Source organism: Paenibacillus odorifer (assembly GCF_000758725.1).
GTDB classification, from domain to species: Bacteria; Bacillota; Bacilli; order Paenibacillales; family Paenibacillaceae; genus Paenibacillus_AQ; species Paenibacillus_AQ odorifer.
Genome location: NZ_CP009428.1, coordinates 3,810,788 through 3,827,017, shown reverse-complemented (window position 1 = coordinate 3,827,017; position 16,230 = coordinate 3,810,788). Strand labels below are relative to the sequence as shown.

Here is a 16,230-nt window from a genome sequence, read left to right as displayed (position 1 = left end):
ATTTTACTATTTGGTCTACATGTTAACGATGGTCCATGAACCGATATCTTGAAAGCCAAGTCGTTTATAAATAACTCCGGCATGTGGGTTGTCATAAAAGAGGCATAATGACTTTCCTTCATGAAGCAGGTCTGCACATAGCTGTGCCATTACGCGCGAAGCAAGGCCTTGCTCTCTGAATGCTTGATGTGTGGCAACCCCGACAATCATCGCTGACATGGAATTTTCCGCTGAAGTTGAAGCTGTGACAATGACCTTATCTTCCCGTTCCATATAATACGTGCGGCCGGTGTTGCTTTCCAGCGTTTTACGCAGGCTGGTTCTTGAACCATTCCGGCTGCTTTCAAATTCTTCAATGGTATCGGTGAGTGCGCAAATCGCTTCTACATCCTGAACTGTAGCTTTTTTGATAGGCTCAGCTGAAGAGAAGGACTCACTTATTTTATTGTTCATATCTTTTAATTCAGCAAAATACAGCTGTTTTACTTGTTTGAAATTAATTTCCCCGTCAAAAGCCTTCACCACCTCTGAGGCTCCGGAGATCATATGCATGTCATTATCCTTTCGGATAATCTCAGCGAACCCCTCGACATCAAAAGGGCCATCTGCATAAGGAAGGTAGCTTCTATAGAAGCGCAGCAGAACGGCTTTTATCCGCCCGTCAGCTGGATCAATCTCTCCCCACAAATCCATGAAATCCTGTTCAAACCCAAAATTCTCCACATCGCCAATGATAAATAAATTAAGCGCCGGCTCTTTCCGCAGCAATGCCATCAGCAGCTCTTGATCATCCTTCGTTAGCTTTCGTATCATATTGTATTCTCCTTTGATTTTCATATGGGCTGATGCTCTGTGTTAATATTTTACAATATTTAAAAGCAGAAGAATATACCTCCTGTAAGTGTTTGTCTGATAAGTATTCTAGTCTTTCGTTGTACTAATGTGAGGTTTCAGGGTAACTTTGTCCACCAATTTTCTGTTATAATGGGGGACAGCATTAAATAGGCATGGAGGTTGACCATGGCACAATATACGCCGATGATAGAGCAATATTTAAAGGTAAAGGAAGGGGCTAAGGATGCCTTCCTATTTTTTAGACTGGGCGATTTCTATGAAATGTTCTTTGAAGATGCCATTTTGGCTTCCAAGGAGCTTGAGATTACGTTGACAGGCCGCGAAGGCGGGGGCGAGGAGAAAATCCCTATGTGTGGAGTGCCTTACCACGCCGCCGAGGGATATATTCAACGCCTGATAGAAAAAGGATATAAAGTCGCCATTTGTGAGCAGTTAGAGGATGCTTCAGTCACGAAAGGCATGGTGAAGCGGGATATTGTACGCGTCGTGACACCAGGAACCGTGATGGATGGAAAAATCATTGCTGACAAGAGCAACAACTACCTCGTTTGCGTTACCGAAAGTGACGGAATGATGGCATTAGCTGCCTGCGATTTAACAACTGGTGAGCTATATGTTACTTCGGTATTATCTGGAGCCGAATGGCTGCGTGATGAGATTGGCATCTATGAACCGGCTGAGATCATCGGAGACGCTGCACTGTTGGAGATTCTGCGAAGCGAAACGCCGCTGTTAGCCAAACCTGTAGTTTACACCCCTTGGGAGAAACGCGAGGAGGAGCTGGCACGTCGTCAGTTCGGTGAAGCGGCATGGGTACGTCTAGAGAAGGAACGTGGACAATGTCTGGCGCTTCTGATCTCTTATCTGAATGAGACCCAGCGGCGTTCGTTAGGGCAGCTTAGTCAGATTTCTCCTTATGAACCAGGCAATTATATGATTCTAGATCCATTTACACGCCGGAACCTTGAACTAACCGAAACGGTTCGCGAACGCTCCAAAAAAGGATCCTTGCTCTGGCTGCTGGATCGAACGGAAACGTCGATGGGCGCCCGTCTGTTGCGCCGTAGAATTGATAAGCCGCTATTGCAGCGAGCTCCGATCGAACGGCGCCTAGAGGCTGTCGATTATTTGTACAATCAGTTTATCGTTCGCGAGGACCTGCGTTTAGCGCTTAAAGAAATTTATGATTTGGAGCGGTTGGTGGGTCGTATTGCTTTTGGCAGCGCCAATGGCCGTGATATGAATGCCCTGAAATTATCGCTGGCGCAAATTCCTGCATTGAAGGAATTATGTATGACCTCCGGTTCAGCTACTTTACGAGAGATCGGTGCAAGCATGGATGAATGCGCCGAGCTGCGAGAGGACATTGACCGTGCAATCGTCGAGGATGCCCCGGTGTCTGTGCGCGACGGTGGAATTATCCGTTCCGGTTATCATGAACGTTTAGACGAGCTTAGGGAAGCTAGCAGTAACGGTAAACGTTGGATCGCTGAACTGGAGGCTAAGGAAAGACAGGCCACTGGCATTAAGTCACTGAAGATCGGCTATAACAAAATCTTCGGTTATTTCATAGAGATCACCAAATCCAATCTGGCTGCATTGCCGGAAGGACGTTATGAACGCAAACAGACGCTTGCTAACGCAGAGCGTTTTGTCACACCTGAGCTTAAAGAGAAGGAAGCACTTATTCTTGAAGCTCAGGATAAAATGACGGATTTGGAATACAGCCTCTTTACCGAGCTGCGTAATCGCATCAGCGGGCAAATCCCCCGCCTGCAAAATCTTGCAGAAAAGGTTGCCGAGATTGATGTGTATCAATGCTTGGCGGCAGTTAGTGCCGAACATCGTTTTGTGAAGCCAGTCCTTTCGGATGGTTATGATCTTCGGCTTGAAGGGGGCCGTCATCCTGTTGTGGAGGCGGTGCTTAAAGATTCCGCGTTTATTGCAAATGGAAGCACGCTGAGTAAGGAAGAAGGTAACATTCTTCTAATTACAGGTCCTAATATGGCGGGCAAAAGCACCTACATGCGTCAGGTGGCGCTGATCTGCATCATGGCTCAGATTGGATGTTTTGTTCCAGCAAACAGTGCTGAAGTTCCGCTTATAGACCGGATCTTTACTCGTATTGGAGCAGCTGATGATTTGATCGGTGGTCAAAGTACATTTATGGTGGAAATGGCTGACATCCAGGTTATGACAGAGAAAGCAACAGCTCGCAGCTTGATTATTATTGATGAGCTGGGAAGAGGTACCTCGACCAGTGAAGGTATGGCCATCGCTCAGGCGGTTATTGAATATGTACATGATGTTATTTCTTGCAAAGCTCTAGTTTCGACCCATTTTCATGAATTGGCTCATTTGGAAGGGAGTCTTAAAGGACTGCGGAATTACTCTATGGCTGTTCAAGAGAGCGGCGATAAAGTAAACTTCCTGCGCAAGCTAGTTCCTGGAGCGGCTGACAGCAGCTATGGGATCTATTGTGCACGTCTTGCGGGTCTTCCTGAAGGGATTATTGACCGAGCTTATGGTCTCTTACAGAGCATTGAGCAGGCAGCCCATCCTGGTGGTACTGAACTTCATTACGGGGGAAGCCTCGAAAGACAGGCGGCTGTAAGAGAAGTTGCTAGCACATCTTCCGTGGCGCAAGCCGTAAGTGTCATCACTGAGGCACCTGTAGAAAATGAGGTTGTTCAGTTGTCTATCTTTGGTGAGGAAGAACCACCCAAGAACCGCAAAGGTAGTGCACATCAAGTAGCGGTAACTGAAATCCATGAGAATCCCGCGCTAAAAGAGTTCATTTCTTCTGTGCGTGACGCTGATCTTATGAATATGACGCCGCTGCAGGCGATGAGTCTGTTGAACGAGCTGAAGATGAAGGTTAAGGATCTGCAATAAAGATTTTATAATAATTGATTGCCTAAATAAGAGGTGAATGAAATGGCCAAAATTCATATATTGGACGAGCATATTGCCAACCAGATTGCTGCGGGTGAAGTAGTAGAGCGGCCAGCTTCTGTTGTAAAGGAGCTTGTCGAGAATGCGATTGACGCTGGCAGTACAAGAATTGAGGTATCGGTAGAAGAGGGGGGCTTGCAGAGCATCCGCGTTAAAGATAATGGCTCTGGGATTGATCCTGAAGATTGTGAGACCGCCTTTTACCGGCATGCTACAAGTAAAATTCTGAATGGCCGTGATCTATTTCAAATCACAAGCTTAGGCTTCCGCGGAGAGGCACTTCCCAGTATTGCCGCGGTATCCAAGGTATCGCTTCTAACTGCAACTGCCGATGACGGCAAAGGGCGCCTAGTAGACATTGAGGGTGGCAATCTCATACGAAATGAGGACGCTCCTTCCGGCCGGGGAAGTGATCTTGCCGTTCGTGAATTATTTTTTAATACGCCGGCAAGGCTGAAATATATGAAGAGTATTCAGACGGAGCTGGGCCATATCTCAGATGCCATGTACCGCATGGCGCTCGCTCATCCGGGGATCTCTTTTACCTTGCATCATAATGGCAATCAGCTGCTGCATACGCTCGGAAATGGTGATCTGCTGCAGGTCATCGCAGCTGTTTACGGAACCAATGCCGCCAAAGCAATGCTGCCGATTACGGCAGAAGACTTGGATTACCGGATTTCCGGATATATTAGTCGTCCAGAATGGACTCGTTCCAATCGAAATGCAATCACTACTATTGTCGGTGGACGTTATATTCGCAGTAATGGTCTGAACGCAGCAATCATGCGCGCTTATCATACCTTGCTTCCGATTAACCGTTATCCGCTATTAGTTCTTGAACTGGATATGCACCCCTCTTTGGTAGATGTCAATGTACATCCAGCAAAACTGGAGGTTCGATTTAGTAAAGAGAATGAGCTTTACACCTTTGTTGAGCAGGAGATCCGCAAAATACTGCTGGGGCAAAGTCTGATTCCACGTCCAAGCAAGGAAACAATCGGACCCAAGGGCAGCAACTCCTTTATTCAGGAGCAATTTGCTTTTTCCAAAGGGGCCGTTCCACCGTCATCTTCGACTGGTGATGTGAAGGATACAGCTCCCACGGGATCTGCCAACTTCTTAAGTGGACTACAGTCATCGAGCCTTGACCGTAATACCCGTGATTTTAGCAAGGAAGGTCAGGCGGATCATCAGGTGGCTCGCGAGGTGGCTCCAGCTTACGGGTCAGGCTATCCGTCTTCATCTTCGCAGGGGCGCCAAACTAGTGCGAATACTAGTTATTCCAATAGCTATCGCCCGCAAGAAACCTCAATGTCGCAGAAGCAGCTCCTTTCGGTTGAGAAGCTATGGGCTCCACCACAACAAGAAGAGCCTGGACTTCCGGCCTTTCCTGAGCTTAATTATATAGGTCAGCATCATGGGACGTATATTATTGCTCAGAATGATGGAGGGCTTTATTTAATCGATCAGCATGCGGCACATGAACGAATTAATTACGAATACTTCTATGAGAAATTTGGTCGGCCGGAGGATGCCTCACAGGAGCTGCTACTGCCGATTACGCTGGAGTTCACGCCTTCTGAAAGTCGCCAGCTTAGTGAACGTCTACATTGGTTTCAGCAGGCCGGGGTATACCTTGAGCACTTTGGCGGACAAACCTTTCTCGTTCGTTCCTTGCCCTATTGGTTTCCTGAAGGGGATGAGAAGGCGGTCGTTGAAGAAATGGCGGAGTGGGTCTTAAGTGAGCGTATGATTGATCTTGCGAAGCTAAGAGAAAAGTCATCGATTCTGTGTTCATGTAAAGCCTCGATTAAGGCCAACCATAAACTAACAGAACAGGAAGTGGAAGCTCTGTTATCCCGACTTGCAGAGTGCAAGCAACCGTATACTTGCCCACATGGACGGCCGATTGTGATCTCTTTTTCATCCTATGATTTAGAGAAATTGTTCAAGCGGGTTATGTAATTATACATTTTTTGAAATTTGTTGAGAGCAAGACTGGAGGCACCATGATTATAACTACGGGGTATAGCCCGATAATGGAAATAGTAGAACGCGCGCAAAGCCTTGCGGAGAGAACGGGTTGTAGTTATGCTTCACGTGAGAAACTCTCAATTACAAGGATGGTTGAACATTACGGAGATGAGGATATTCTGATTCTATCTCAGGACGCTGTTCGACTACACCGCTTAGGAATGGAGCCTATGGAGTTTCATCCAAGCATGGGCTTCGTTCGCGCTAAACGAATCCTAAAGGGTGAGATCGAGCCGATGCTTGTTGCTGCTCGAATGCTTCCCGGAGATAGCGTATTGGATTGTACAGCCGGATTAGGAGCCGACTCCTTACTGTTTGCTGTGCATGGTGGTGAGTCCTCGGAGGTTACCGCTTTGGAGAGCTCATTACCGCTGTACGCACTGCTCAGTGAAGGGATGTCTCATTACACCTCTGGGCAAGTAAAGGTCAATGAGGCTTTACGCAGAGTTAATGTCGTGCATAGTGAACATTTGGATTATTTACGGTCTCAACCAGATCGAAGTGTGGATATTGTCTACTTCGATCCTATGTTTCGCGTGCCTCTGACGGGTTCTGCCTCGATTTCCCCGCTGCGGCAATTCGCTAACCGTGCAGCCTTATCGACAGAGAGTGTAGCAGAGGCGGTTAGGGTCGCCCGTAAGACTGTTCTTTTAAAAGAAAAGGCTTTGAGTGGCGAATTTGAACGCCTAGGGTTTACTGAGCTGCTCCGAAGCAACTCCAAAACATCGTACGGGGTGATACACATTGACAACTAAAGAAAGGCATAAGGTTCTAGTGCTGTTAGGACCAACTGCCGTAGGCAAAACCCGGTTAAGTCTGGAGCTGGCAGCAGCTTATAACGCTGAGATTATTTCCGGCGATTCGATGCAGGTTTATTGTGGTATGGATATTGGTACAGCTAAGATTACAACCGCTGAAATGAAGGGAATTCCCCATCACCTGATCGATATTCATGATCCGCAGGATGCGTATTCTGCCGCTGAATTTCAAGAGCAGGGCACTAGACTTATCGAGGAGATAAGCGCTAGAGGGAAGCTTCCCTTTATCGTAGGGGGGACTGGACTGTATATTGAGTCTTTATGTTACGGCTTTCAGTTCTCGGAAGCAGTGGCTGATGAAGCCTTCCGTAAAGAGCAGGATCAATTTGCGGAAGAATATGGAGCGCTTGCACTGCATGCCAGACTCGAGGCGGTTGATCCAGTCAGCGCAGCCAAACTTCATCCTAACGACCGTCGCAGAATTATCCGTGCACTGGAAATTCAACACCAGACAAACACTACACTTTCCGCTTCTCATGCTGCTCAAAAGAAGGAATCACCCTATGACTTATGTCTCATAGGTTTGACAATGGACCGGAAAATACTATATAAACGTATTGAGGACCGAATTGATAGCATGCTGGCGGATGGTCTCGTTGCTGAGGTGAAGGGACTGCTGGATAACGGTTACAGCAGAAGCCTTGTGTCCATGCAGGGATTGGGTTACAAGGAAATTGCCGCTTACCTGGCGGGAGAACTGACGCTGGAAGAAGCTGTGATACTGCTTAAACGCGATACTCGCCGATTCGCCAAAAGACAGTTGTCATGGTTTCGCCACATGAAGGAAATCGAGTGGATCGATGTCGAAGGTGAACAAAACTTTTCTGAGAATTTCTCAAAAATACGTGGTATAATAGCAGGAAAGTTTCTCTCAGGTCTTGAATATACTTCTGAACAATCTAATTGAACCATTGGGGGTACGTCATATGAACAAGTCCATTAACATCCAAGATACATTCTTGAACCAACTACGCAAAGAAAATATCCCTGCTACGGTATATCTGACCAACGGTTTTCAAATCCGGGGAATAATTAAAGCATTCGACAATTTTACAATCGTCATTGACAGTGATGGACGCCAGCAAATGGTGTATAAACACGCAATTTCCACGTTCACACCACAGCGTAGTGTATCACTGATGCAAGACAGCAGTAGTGAAGAATAATATTTATCAAAAATGAATTGAAACCTTTCTTGTTTATAAATCGTTTGAATAGAGTGTGAGAGAGCAACCTGTGAAGGTTGTTCTTTTCATTCATGGCAGACCATTTATGTTTATTTCCGAAAGGGAGTCAGGAGGCATTATGTCTAGAGACGATACATCCAGGACGAATCACAATAGAGATAGAGGATCGTCCAGTTCCAAATCAAAACCAAAATCAAAACCAAAAAAGAAAAAGAAATTTTTGACGAAGAAGCGTGTGCTGTGGAGCTTGTTCTTCGCTACGGCATTAGCCATTTTTTGTGCATTAGGTGGATATCTGTTCATTATGCTAAATGGTCAAAAGCTTCTGCTTGAGAACCAAGATAAGCTAACAGTGAATGAAACTACTAAGGTATATGACCGCAATGCTAATTTAATCGGCGAATTATCACTGGAGAAAAGTGATCCAGTAGAGTATGAAGAAATTCCACCGTTATTGGTTAATGCTTTTGTAGCCACAGAGGATAAACGTTTCTTCGAACATTCTGGTGTGGATTTATGGTCGATTGGCCGGGCAGCAGTAAAGGATATCGCCGCACGAAGTATGGTAGAGGGCGGTAGTACCATTACTCAACAGCTCGCCAAAAACATCTTCCTGACACGGGACAAGACGTTTTTCCGTAAAGCAACTGAAGTGTCTATTGCCGTAGCCCTTGAGAATCAGAAATCTAAAGAAGAGATCATTACGATGTATCTGAACCGGATTAACTTCGGGGGTACAATTTACGGAATTAAAGCAGCATCAGTAAGATATTTTGGTAAAAGTGATTTGAGTCAGCTTAAGGTCTGGGAAATCGCGACATTGGCGGCAATGCCAAAAGGCCCGTCTCGTTACAACCCGCTGCGTAACCCAGATCTTTCGAAGGAACGGCGCGCAGTAGTGCTTCAGCTTATGTATGAGCAAGGGTACATAACGGAGCAGGAAAGAGACGAAGCAAAAGCCGTAGATTATAACTATAAGCCGCCAGAAAAGAAACAGCGTTATCAAGCATTTATTGATTTTGCAGTAGATGAGGCGGAAGAAAAATTTGGATTGTCAGAAGATGATCTGAATATCGGCGGATACAAAATTTACACTACCATGGATAAGCATGCTCAAGAAACGGTTGAAGATGCTTTTGCAGATAGTGATAATTTTGAAAAGAGTGTAGATGAAGAGCTGGTACAAGGCTCAATGACGATTGTGAATCAGGAGAATGGCAGCATTGTCGCACTCCTTGGCGGACGGAATTATGAGAAAAAAGGCTACAGTCGTGTAACTGGCAGCCGTCGTTCTCCAGGTTCTGCTTTCAAACCAATTGTCTCTTATGCTCCAGCGCTGGAATCTGGGAAATTCACCATGAATTCAACGCTAAGCAATGAGAAGCAATGTTTCGCGAACTATTGTCCAACCAACCTGCACGGATATTCTAAGAGCATCAACATGAGTGATGCCATTCAGAAATCAGAGAATATTCCTGCTGTTTGGCTGCTCAATGAAATTGGTGTGAATACCGGATTTAAATTTGCCAAGAAACTAGGCATTGGATTGGAAGACGAGGATAAGAACCTCTCGCTGGCTCTTGGAGGCATGAGCAAAGGAACCAATACGCTGGAAATGGCGCAAGCCTACAGCGCTTTTGCAAATGGCGGCGAACTAAGAGAGGCTTATTCCATTAAATCCATCTCTGACAGCAGTGGTGAGACGGTCTACAAAGCGAATACAACGCCTGAGCGTGTGATGAGTAAGGAAACGGCTTATCAAATGACTGAGATGATGCAGAAGGTCGTGGAGAGCGGTACGGGTAGAAAAGCTAGGATTGACCGTCCTGTGGCGGGTAAGACCGGTACGACGCAAAGTGGATATTCTGGAATCAGCTCGAACCGTGATGTGTGGTTTGTAGGCTACACGCCGGAATGGACAGCAGCAGTCTGGATGGGTTATGACAAGCCAAGTAAAAAGCATCTGCTTAAGAACAGCAGTCCGCTTGCCGCTGCTTTCTGGGGTAAGGTCATGGAGGAAGCGCTGAAGGATGTTCCTAAGAAATCCTTCCCGCAGATCGATAACGAGATTGCCCCTGAGCCTACAGAAACACCAGAAACAGCTCAGACCGTTACTGGACTATCAGCAGCATATGATCCTTCTACGATGACTGTAAATCTCAATTGGGAGGCAGTTCCTATTTCCGGAGTTGAGTATCGTATTTATCGTAGAGAGACATCGGAAGCTGAGTTTGGCTCACTGTTAAATACAGTGACTACCAGCGCAGGGGATTTTAGTGCACTGCCTGGTTTGGTTTACGAGTATTATGTAACTTCTTATGACCCTGCGCTGAAAGTGGAGAGCGAACCATCCAATGTGGTTAGTGTATCCGTGCAGGATGAAATGCCAACCCCTGAACCAACCATAGATCCTAATCTTCCGACCCCGACCCCAGAGGAAGGTGGCAACAACGGAGAGAATGGAAATGGTGGCAATAACGGAGGCGGCAACGAGGGTGGCGGAAATGACGGAGGTACAGGGACGATCCCTGAAATCACCCCGCCACCGCCAACACCAGTGCCGACTCCAACTCCAGAACCCACTATCGGTGGAGAAGGTTCCGGCGATGAGAGCGGGAATGTGTCCACAAACCCTGATCCAGAGGCGGGGTTTGTGAACGGAGATTCTTCCGCTCAATAAACGAGTTTGAATTTCAAATAATAAGCTTTATCCATGGCAGCCCAGCTTCGCTTTATTTAAAAAGCGAAGCTAGGCTGCCGTTTTTGTTAGGTTTAGAAGAAAATTTCTTGTATTTTGCGGGATGTTTTGAGTGTATCCTCTAAATGTGTTAAGCTGAATAGACCATACTGGAGAGGGTAATTTCTATGAAACGTAAATTCGGAGACCGGGCCAACTGGCGCCGGATTACGCGTCGCCATTTTGCCTGCCGCTATGTGGAGAGCCGGGAATTCAGCGGATATATTACGCTTTACACCATCTACGGGCTGAAAGAACCACTGTGGAAGAGCTATGGACGACATACATATCGTATTGCAGATAAAGGTTATTCCTGGCTGCAATATTTTCCGAAAGACAGTCACTATATTGTGACGGCTATGTTCGACGAAAAACAAAATATTGTTCAATGGTACATAGACACCTGTAAGGTGCAAGGCGTCACTGACCAAGGTGTGCCTTGGTTTGACGATTTGTATCTGGACGTGGTAGTACTTTGGAACGGCGAGGTGTTTTTGCTCGATGAGGATGAACTGGAGGAAGCACTGGAGAGGCAAGATATCTCAGAAAGCGATTATAAGCTAGCCTGGGAGACTGCCCATACTATTTTACGTGGCATCGATGCTCATGCTTTCCCTTATTTCTCTCTCTCTTTGAAACATCGTGCCGAATTATTTCATCATGGAGAATTCAGGAGGAAATAAAGATGGAATGGTACGTTTATGGAAGAGACTCTTCCCCGATTCGGATTGTTCCCAAAAAACGCCGGATTTGGTCTAAACGAACGTTGCTTATTGCTTTAATGCTTATTGTTGTAGTTGGATTGTTGTGGTGTGCGTACGCATTGAGGAATATCAATAAAGCCGCAACGACAGATCCTATGCTCAAAGCCGATACAGGGATCATTCTTGGCATGTCGATGTGGGGAGATGAACCTAGCCCGGGATTGAAGGAACGATTGGATTACGGGCTTAAGCTTTATCAAGAGGGGATGTTCTCGCATTTCATAGTTTCTGGAGGTTTGGATAAACCTGATCTTAAATATACCGAAGGTCAAGGCATGCGCAATTATTTAGTAGCTCATGGAGTTCCGGATAGCGCCATTTCTGTTGAAAATAAAGCTACCAGCACTTACGAGAATCTTCTGTATAGCAAAGCCATTATGACAAGTGAGGGATTGTCTTCAGCAATTATTATTACGCATACATATCATGGATGGCGTTCACACGAAATCGCGGACGAGCTCGGTTATGTGAATCCTGAACTGGGACTTACAGAATCCACTGTTCTGTCGATGACAAGGCATAAGTCGCGTGAAATTCTAGCCTATACGAAATGGAAAATCCAGCAGTTGTTCCTGTAATTGTTCCCGAATATCAGAATCTTCTAATAACGCCTCCTATTCCGGAAGAGACTTGATTAGAAAAGCCAGCCCCCAAATGGATTAAACTCTAACTGGGGGCTATTTGTTATTTGTATATCAAAAATAATGGGAGTGTAAAATGATAAAAAAATAAGCGTTTGCTTATGGCTTTTATGTATTTCGGTCATTCTATCCTCGTGTACCATCGTAGAAGATGCGAGAGATAGCAGGGAATCCAATGTCGAAACCCCATTCTTTAAAACAAGTGCATGATGTCATTCAGTTATTGCATATAATGCTCTAACGAGGTGATTACAATGGGTGAAGAAAATTTAAGAAAGATAACCATTAATGATTCCAGAATGAATATAACTTTCAAAAATCAAGACCCAACAAATATTACGAATGAAACATTGGAGAGCGCGCTGGCTCAAAATAATCATTTAGAATCTACAAAAGAAATCCTGCAAGAGCTTCATGAGCTTATCGGTCTTGAAAAGGTGAAGGATCTTATATATGAAATTCATGCGCTTATCCAAGTGGAAAAAATGAGACAAGAACTGGGGTTAAATGTAGTTAATCAGGTTTATCATATGTTGTTTAAAGGCAACCCCGGGACTGGAAAAACAACTGTAGCAAGGATCGTTGCCAAGCTGTTAAAGAATATGGGCATATTAAGTAAAGGTCAATTAATCGAAGTAGAGAGAGCGGATTTAGTGGGGGAATACATAGGGCATACAGCTCAAAAGACCAGAGACCTTGTTAAGAAAGCTATGGGTGGCGTATTATTCATTGACGAGGCTTATAGCTTGGCTAGAGGCGGAGATAAGGATTTTGGGAAAGAGGCAATCGACTGTCTTGTAAAGGTTATGGAGGACAGGAATGATGATCTCATCATTATCTTAGCGGGTTATCCAAATGAAATGGAGATGTTCATGGAGGCTAATACCGGGCTTCCCTCACGTTTTCCAATTCAACTTGATTTTCAGGACTATACAACAGATGAACTGATATTGATTGCACATAAAATGGCAGCTGAAAGAGACTATATAATTACTCCGGAAACAAACGGGAAACTAAAAGAGTTAATCCTTAATGAGAAAATTATTGAAGAAAATTTTAGTAATGCGCGGTATGTACGCAATATCCTCGAGCAGGCAATTCGCCATCAAGCGGTTAGATTAATAAGCAGACATGTCAAAATATCCAAGCAATCTTTGATGGAGATCTTACCGAGAGACCTTGTTCTTCCGGTCGATGATTATCCAAAAGGGGAGAGTATAATCTCTTAAATAAATTGACACCGGCTAAGTTTATACGTGCTTAGTCGGTTTATCTTTTATAAAAGATTGAAGATTATCATAATGAAAATGCTGACAGCATGGGGAGCCGTTCCATTATCAGCCTATATTACCAATGAAACTTATGATAAAATGTTTTGAAGTGCTGTGAATGAACAGTTTCATCTGTATAACATCAGCAAGAAGTGAAAAACTGATTAAATGGTACACAAAGATTCTATTACCGTCATAAGGAGCATGAATAAATGGCAATAACTACGCATGATACAGAAACGGATATTCAAGATCGGGCGATATTGGTCACTCTCGTCACAGATAAAATTAAACGTACCGGTATTGACCCAGAGCTTTCTCTGCAGGAATTAGTACAGTTAGCAGAAACAGCAGGTGTTGAAGTCCTGGATGTGTTGCGTCAGAATAAGGAAACACCGGATTCAAAATGGTTTATCGGGAAAGGTAAGGTAGAAGAGCTCCGCATGGCCGCTGATGGTCTTGGAGCTAATACGGCTATTTTTGATCAGGAATTATCTGGAGCGCAGGTACGGAACCTTGAAGAGTCTTTGGATCTGAAGATTATTGATCGGACGCAGCTCATTTTGGATATTTTTGCTGGGCGGGCCAAAACGAGAGAGGGTATTATTCAAGTAGAGCTGGCACAGCTGTCCTATCTTTTGCCGCGGTTATCCGGTCAAGGCAAAAACTTATCCAGATTAGGCGGGGGTATAGGAACCAGAGGGCCAGGTGAAAGTAAGCTTGAGACCGATCGCCGGCATATTCGCAATCGGATTACGGAGTTGAAACGCCAGTTGGATGAGGTAGTTAAGACCCGTGAGCTGCACCGTGAACGCCGCCGTAAGGCAGGGGCAGTGCAGGTTGCTCTAGTCGGCTACACAAATGCTGGTAAATCGACGCTGCTTAAGCAGCTTACGGATGCGGATGTTTATATTGAAAATCAATTGTTTGCTACGCTTGACCCTACTTCACGTGTGCTTCAGCTAACGGGTGGCAAAGAGGTAGTGCTTACGGATACTGTAGGCTTCATTCAGAATCTTCCGCATGATCTTGTGGCATCTTTCCGCGCAACGCTGGAGGAAGTCAATGAGGCCAATCTGGTGTTGCATGTAGTGGATGCCTCATCTCCAATGCGTGAGGAGCAGATGGAGATTGTGCAAACTATTTTGCAGGACTTAGGGGCAGCCAGCAAACCGCAAATAGTGCTTTTTAATAAAATCGATCTATGTGAGCCTGAGCAACTGGAAATGCTGCCAACCGGCACAGGTTTTTTGAAGATCAGTGCGTTTAACCCTGAGGATTTAACCCGGATTATCGAAATTATCTCTGATGAATTGGCCGGAGATACGCTGAATTTTCGAATTCCTGGAGACCGTGGCGATATTTCTTCCCTGCTTTACAGAGTAGGTGAGGTTCTGGAAACCACCTATGACGAGAACGATGTTATCTATAACGTCCGTCTTAATAAAGAGGATTATGATAAATGGGGTTACATGCTTGCTGATTTTGTGGACCAACCGTAATCTTCTTTGTTCCCCTAAAGTGGAAATGCTTGTAGTATAGGTATAAAATAATAGCTAATGACAAAAAGCGTCAGGCAACTGTCGCTTTCTGTCATTATGATGGCAAGTAAATGTAAGGAGCGAATAAGAACTAATGGCAGTTTTTGCAGAAGATATTTTAGGAGCGGCAGAGTCCGCAGAAGTTGAAATTGAAGGTGCAGTCAAAGCCCTCGATCGAATTGTCGATAAGAATCAATGGAAGGTTATTGAAGCGTTTCAACGTCAACAGGTCAGTGATTATCATTTTGCGGGTTCAACGGGGTATGCTTACAACGACCGTGGACGCGAAGTGCTGGATCTTGTCTATGCTGACGTTTTTGGTGCGGAATCAGCTTTGGTGCGTCCGCATTTTGCTTCAGGAACACATACCATTTCAACAGCCCTCTTTGGTGTGCTGCGACCAGGAGACGAGCTTTTATACATCACAGGTCGTCCATACGATACCTTACACAAGGTGATTGGCCAAGCAGGAGATGGGACAGGCTCACTCGCAGACTTCGGAATTACATATCGGGAGGTTGCCCTTACCGCAGAGGGTAAGATTGATTGGGAAGAGGTAACTCTCTCTATCAATGAGAAGACTAAAGTAATTGGAATTCAAAGATCGCGTGGTTATGATTGGCGTGCTTCCTTCACAGTAGCCGAAATAGGTGACATGACAGCGAGAGTGAAGTCATTGAAACCGGATGTTATTGTGTTCGTTGATAATTGCTATGGTGAGTTTACTGAAGAACTTGAGCCTCCACAGGTTGGAGTGGATCTAGTAGCGGGTTCATTAATTAAAAATCCTGGTGGTGGAATTGCTGAGACGGGTGGATACATCTGTGGGCGCAGAGATCTAGTAGAGCTTACAGCGTACCGTCTTACAGCTCCTGGTATCGGCGGCGAAGTAGGTGCAATGTTAGGAACTACCCGCGGGTTATACCAAGGACTGTTCATGGCTCCGCATACAGTTGGACAAGCCCTTAAAGGCAGTATTTTTGCGGCAGCTGTATTTCAGCGCTGCGGGTTTGAGACGAAACCAGCGTGGAATGAACCTCGTACAGATTTGATTCAGGCGGTTTCCTTTGATGGACCGGATCACTTAATTGCCTTCGTGCAGGGAATTCAACGTGCTGCGGCGGTAGACAGCCATGTAGTTCCAGAACCATGGGATATGCCGGGATATGAACATCCTGTCATCATGGCGGCAGGTACGTTTATACAAGGTGGTAGCTTAGAGTTATCGGCAGATGCGCCTATCCGTGCGCCTTATATCGGCTATATGCAAGGGGGATTAACCTACTCCCATGTCAAATATGGCGTTTTGATGGCACTCCAAAGTATGCGTGATCGAAAATTACTGTCAGAAAATCTTACACACCATTGACACGCTGTATTAGGAAATGTACAATGAGATCAGAAAAAGATCATTGGAAGGTTGG

General features: G+C 45.3%; 12 protein-coding genes. 11 read left to right on the top strand and 1 reads right to left on the bottom strand.

Features of this window, described 5'->3' with window-relative positions; all coding sequences use genetic code 11:
* Window positions 1–15 precede the first annotated feature (15 nt).
* Window positions 16–813, bottom strand: a complete 798-nt coding sequence (locus PODO_RS16630) for a GNAT family N-acetyltransferase (protein ID WP_038571594.1) — start codon at window positions 811–813, stop codon at window positions 16–18.
* 207 nt (window positions 814–1,020) lie between these two features.
* Here PODO_RS16630 and mutS point away from each other — a divergent pair, with 207 nt between their 5' ends.
* From mutS to PODO_RS16575, 11 genes are all read left to right on the top strand, one after another.
* Window positions 1,021–3,750, top strand: coding sequence for a DNA mismatch repair protein MutS (gene mutS, locus PODO_RS16625; RefSeq protein WP_038571593.1), 2,730 nt, complete (start codon window positions 1,021–1,023; stop codon window positions 3,748–3,750).
* Window positions 3,751–3,792: 42 nt separating this feature from the next.
* Complete coding sequence (mutL, locus tag PODO_RS16620; RefSeq protein ID WP_038571591.1) at window positions 3,793–5,778, top strand: DNA mismatch repair endonuclease MutL; 1,986 nt, start codon at window positions 3,793–3,795, stop codon at window positions 5,776–5,778.
* Window positions 5,779–5,852: 74 nt separating this feature from the next.
* The gene (locus PODO_RS16615; RefSeq protein ID WP_326058535.1) at window positions 5,853–6,602 is read left to right on the top strand and encodes a class I SAM-dependent methyltransferase; all 750 of its coding nucleotides are present in this window, start codon (window positions 5,853–5,855) and stop codon (window positions 6,600–6,602) included.
* A complete protein-coding gene (miaA, locus tag PODO_RS16610; RefSeq protein ID WP_076144735.1) occupies window positions 6,592–7,572 on the top strand; it encodes a tRNA (adenosine(37)-N6)-dimethylallyltransferase MiaA in 981 nt (326 codons plus the stop codon). Before PODO_RS16615 ends, miaA begins: the two co-directional genes overlap by 11 nt.
* Before the next feature lie 19 nt (window positions 7,573–7,591).
* Window positions 7,592–7,831, top strand: a complete 240-nt coding sequence (hfq, locus tag PODO_RS16605; protein ID WP_036687741.1) for an RNA chaperone Hfq — start codon at window positions 7,592–7,594, stop codon at window positions 7,829–7,831.
* A gap of 139 nt (window positions 7,832–7,970) precedes the next feature.
* On the top strand, window positions 7,971–10,532 hold the full coding sequence (locus PODO_RS16600) for a transglycosylase domain-containing protein (RefSeq protein ID WP_036687740.1): 2,562 nt from the start codon (window positions 7,971–7,973) through the stop codon (window positions 10,530–10,532).
* 185 nt (window positions 10,533–10,717) lie between these two features.
* Window positions 10,718–11,272, top strand: a complete 555-nt coding sequence (locus tag PODO_RS16595; RefSeq protein ID WP_036687739.1) for a ribonuclease FAU-1 family protein — start codon at window positions 10,718–10,720, stop codon at window positions 11,270–11,272.
* A gap of 2 nt (window positions 11,273–11,274) precedes the next feature.
* Complete coding sequence (locus PODO_RS16590; RefSeq protein ID WP_036687738.1) at window positions 11,275–11,931, top strand: YdcF family protein; 657 nt, start codon at window positions 11,275–11,277, stop codon at window positions 11,929–11,931.
* Between the two features lie 317 nt (window positions 11,932–12,248).
* Complete coding sequence (locus tag PODO_RS16585; protein ID WP_036687736.1) at window positions 12,249–13,223, top strand: AAA family ATPase; 975 nt, start codon at window positions 12,249–12,251, stop codon at window positions 13,221–13,223.
* A 254-nt stretch (window positions 13,224–13,477) separates the two neighbouring features.
* The gene (gene hflX / locus PODO_RS16580; RefSeq protein ID WP_036687733.1) at window positions 13,478–14,767 is read left to right on the top strand and encodes a GTPase HflX; all 1,290 of its coding nucleotides are present in this window, start codon (window positions 13,478–13,480) and stop codon (window positions 14,765–14,767) included.
* A 133-nt stretch (window positions 14,768–14,900) separates the two neighbouring features.
* Entirely contained in the window at window positions 14,901–16,175 is a 1,275-nt protein-coding gene (locus PODO_RS16575; protein WP_038571586.1) for a methionine gamma-lyase family protein, read from the top strand.
* The last annotated feature ends 55 nt before the right edge of the window (window positions 16,176–16,230 follow it).

Excerpts from the sequence above, each read along its gene's own strand:
- PODO_RS16630 (WP_038571594.1), bottom strand. The coding sequence starts at position 813 with ATGATACGAAAGCTAACGAAGGATGATCAAGAGCTGCTGATGGCATTG.
- mutS (WP_038571593.1), top strand. The coding sequence starts at position 1,021 with ATGGCACAATATACGCCGATGATAGAGCAATATTTAAAGGTAAAGGAA.
- mutL (WP_038571591.1), top strand. The coding sequence starts at position 3,793 with ATGGCCAAAATTCATATATTGGACGAGCATATTGCCAACCAGATTGCT.
- PODO_RS16615 (WP_326058535.1), top strand. The coding sequence starts at position 5,853 with ATGGAAATAGTAGAACGCGCGCAAAGCCTTGCGGAGAGAACGGGTTGT.
- hfq (WP_036687741.1), top strand. The coding sequence starts at position 7,592 with ATGAACAAGTCCATTAACATCCAAGATACATTCTTGAACCAACTACGC.
- PODO_RS16600 (WP_036687740.1), top strand. The coding sequence starts at position 7,971 with ATGTCTAGAGACGATACATCCAGGACGAATCACAATAGAGATAGAGGA.
- PODO_RS16595 (WP_036687739.1), top strand. The coding sequence starts at position 10,718 with ATGAAACGTAAATTCGGAGACCGGGCCAACTGGCGCCGGATTACGCGT.
- PODO_RS16590 (WP_036687738.1), top strand. The coding sequence starts at position 11,275 with ATGGAATGGTACGTTTATGGAAGAGACTCTTCCCCGATTCGGATTGTT.
- PODO_RS16585 (WP_036687736.1), top strand. The coding sequence starts at position 12,249 with ATGGGTGAAGAAAATTTAAGAAAGATAACCATTAATGATTCCAGAATG.
- hflX (WP_036687733.1), top strand. The coding sequence starts at position 13,478 with ATGGCAATAACTACGCATGATACAGAAACGGATATTCAAGATCGGGCG.
- PODO_RS16575 (WP_038571586.1), top strand. The coding sequence starts at position 14,901 with ATGGCAGTTTTTGCAGAAGATATTTTAGGAGCGGCAGAGTCCGCAGAA.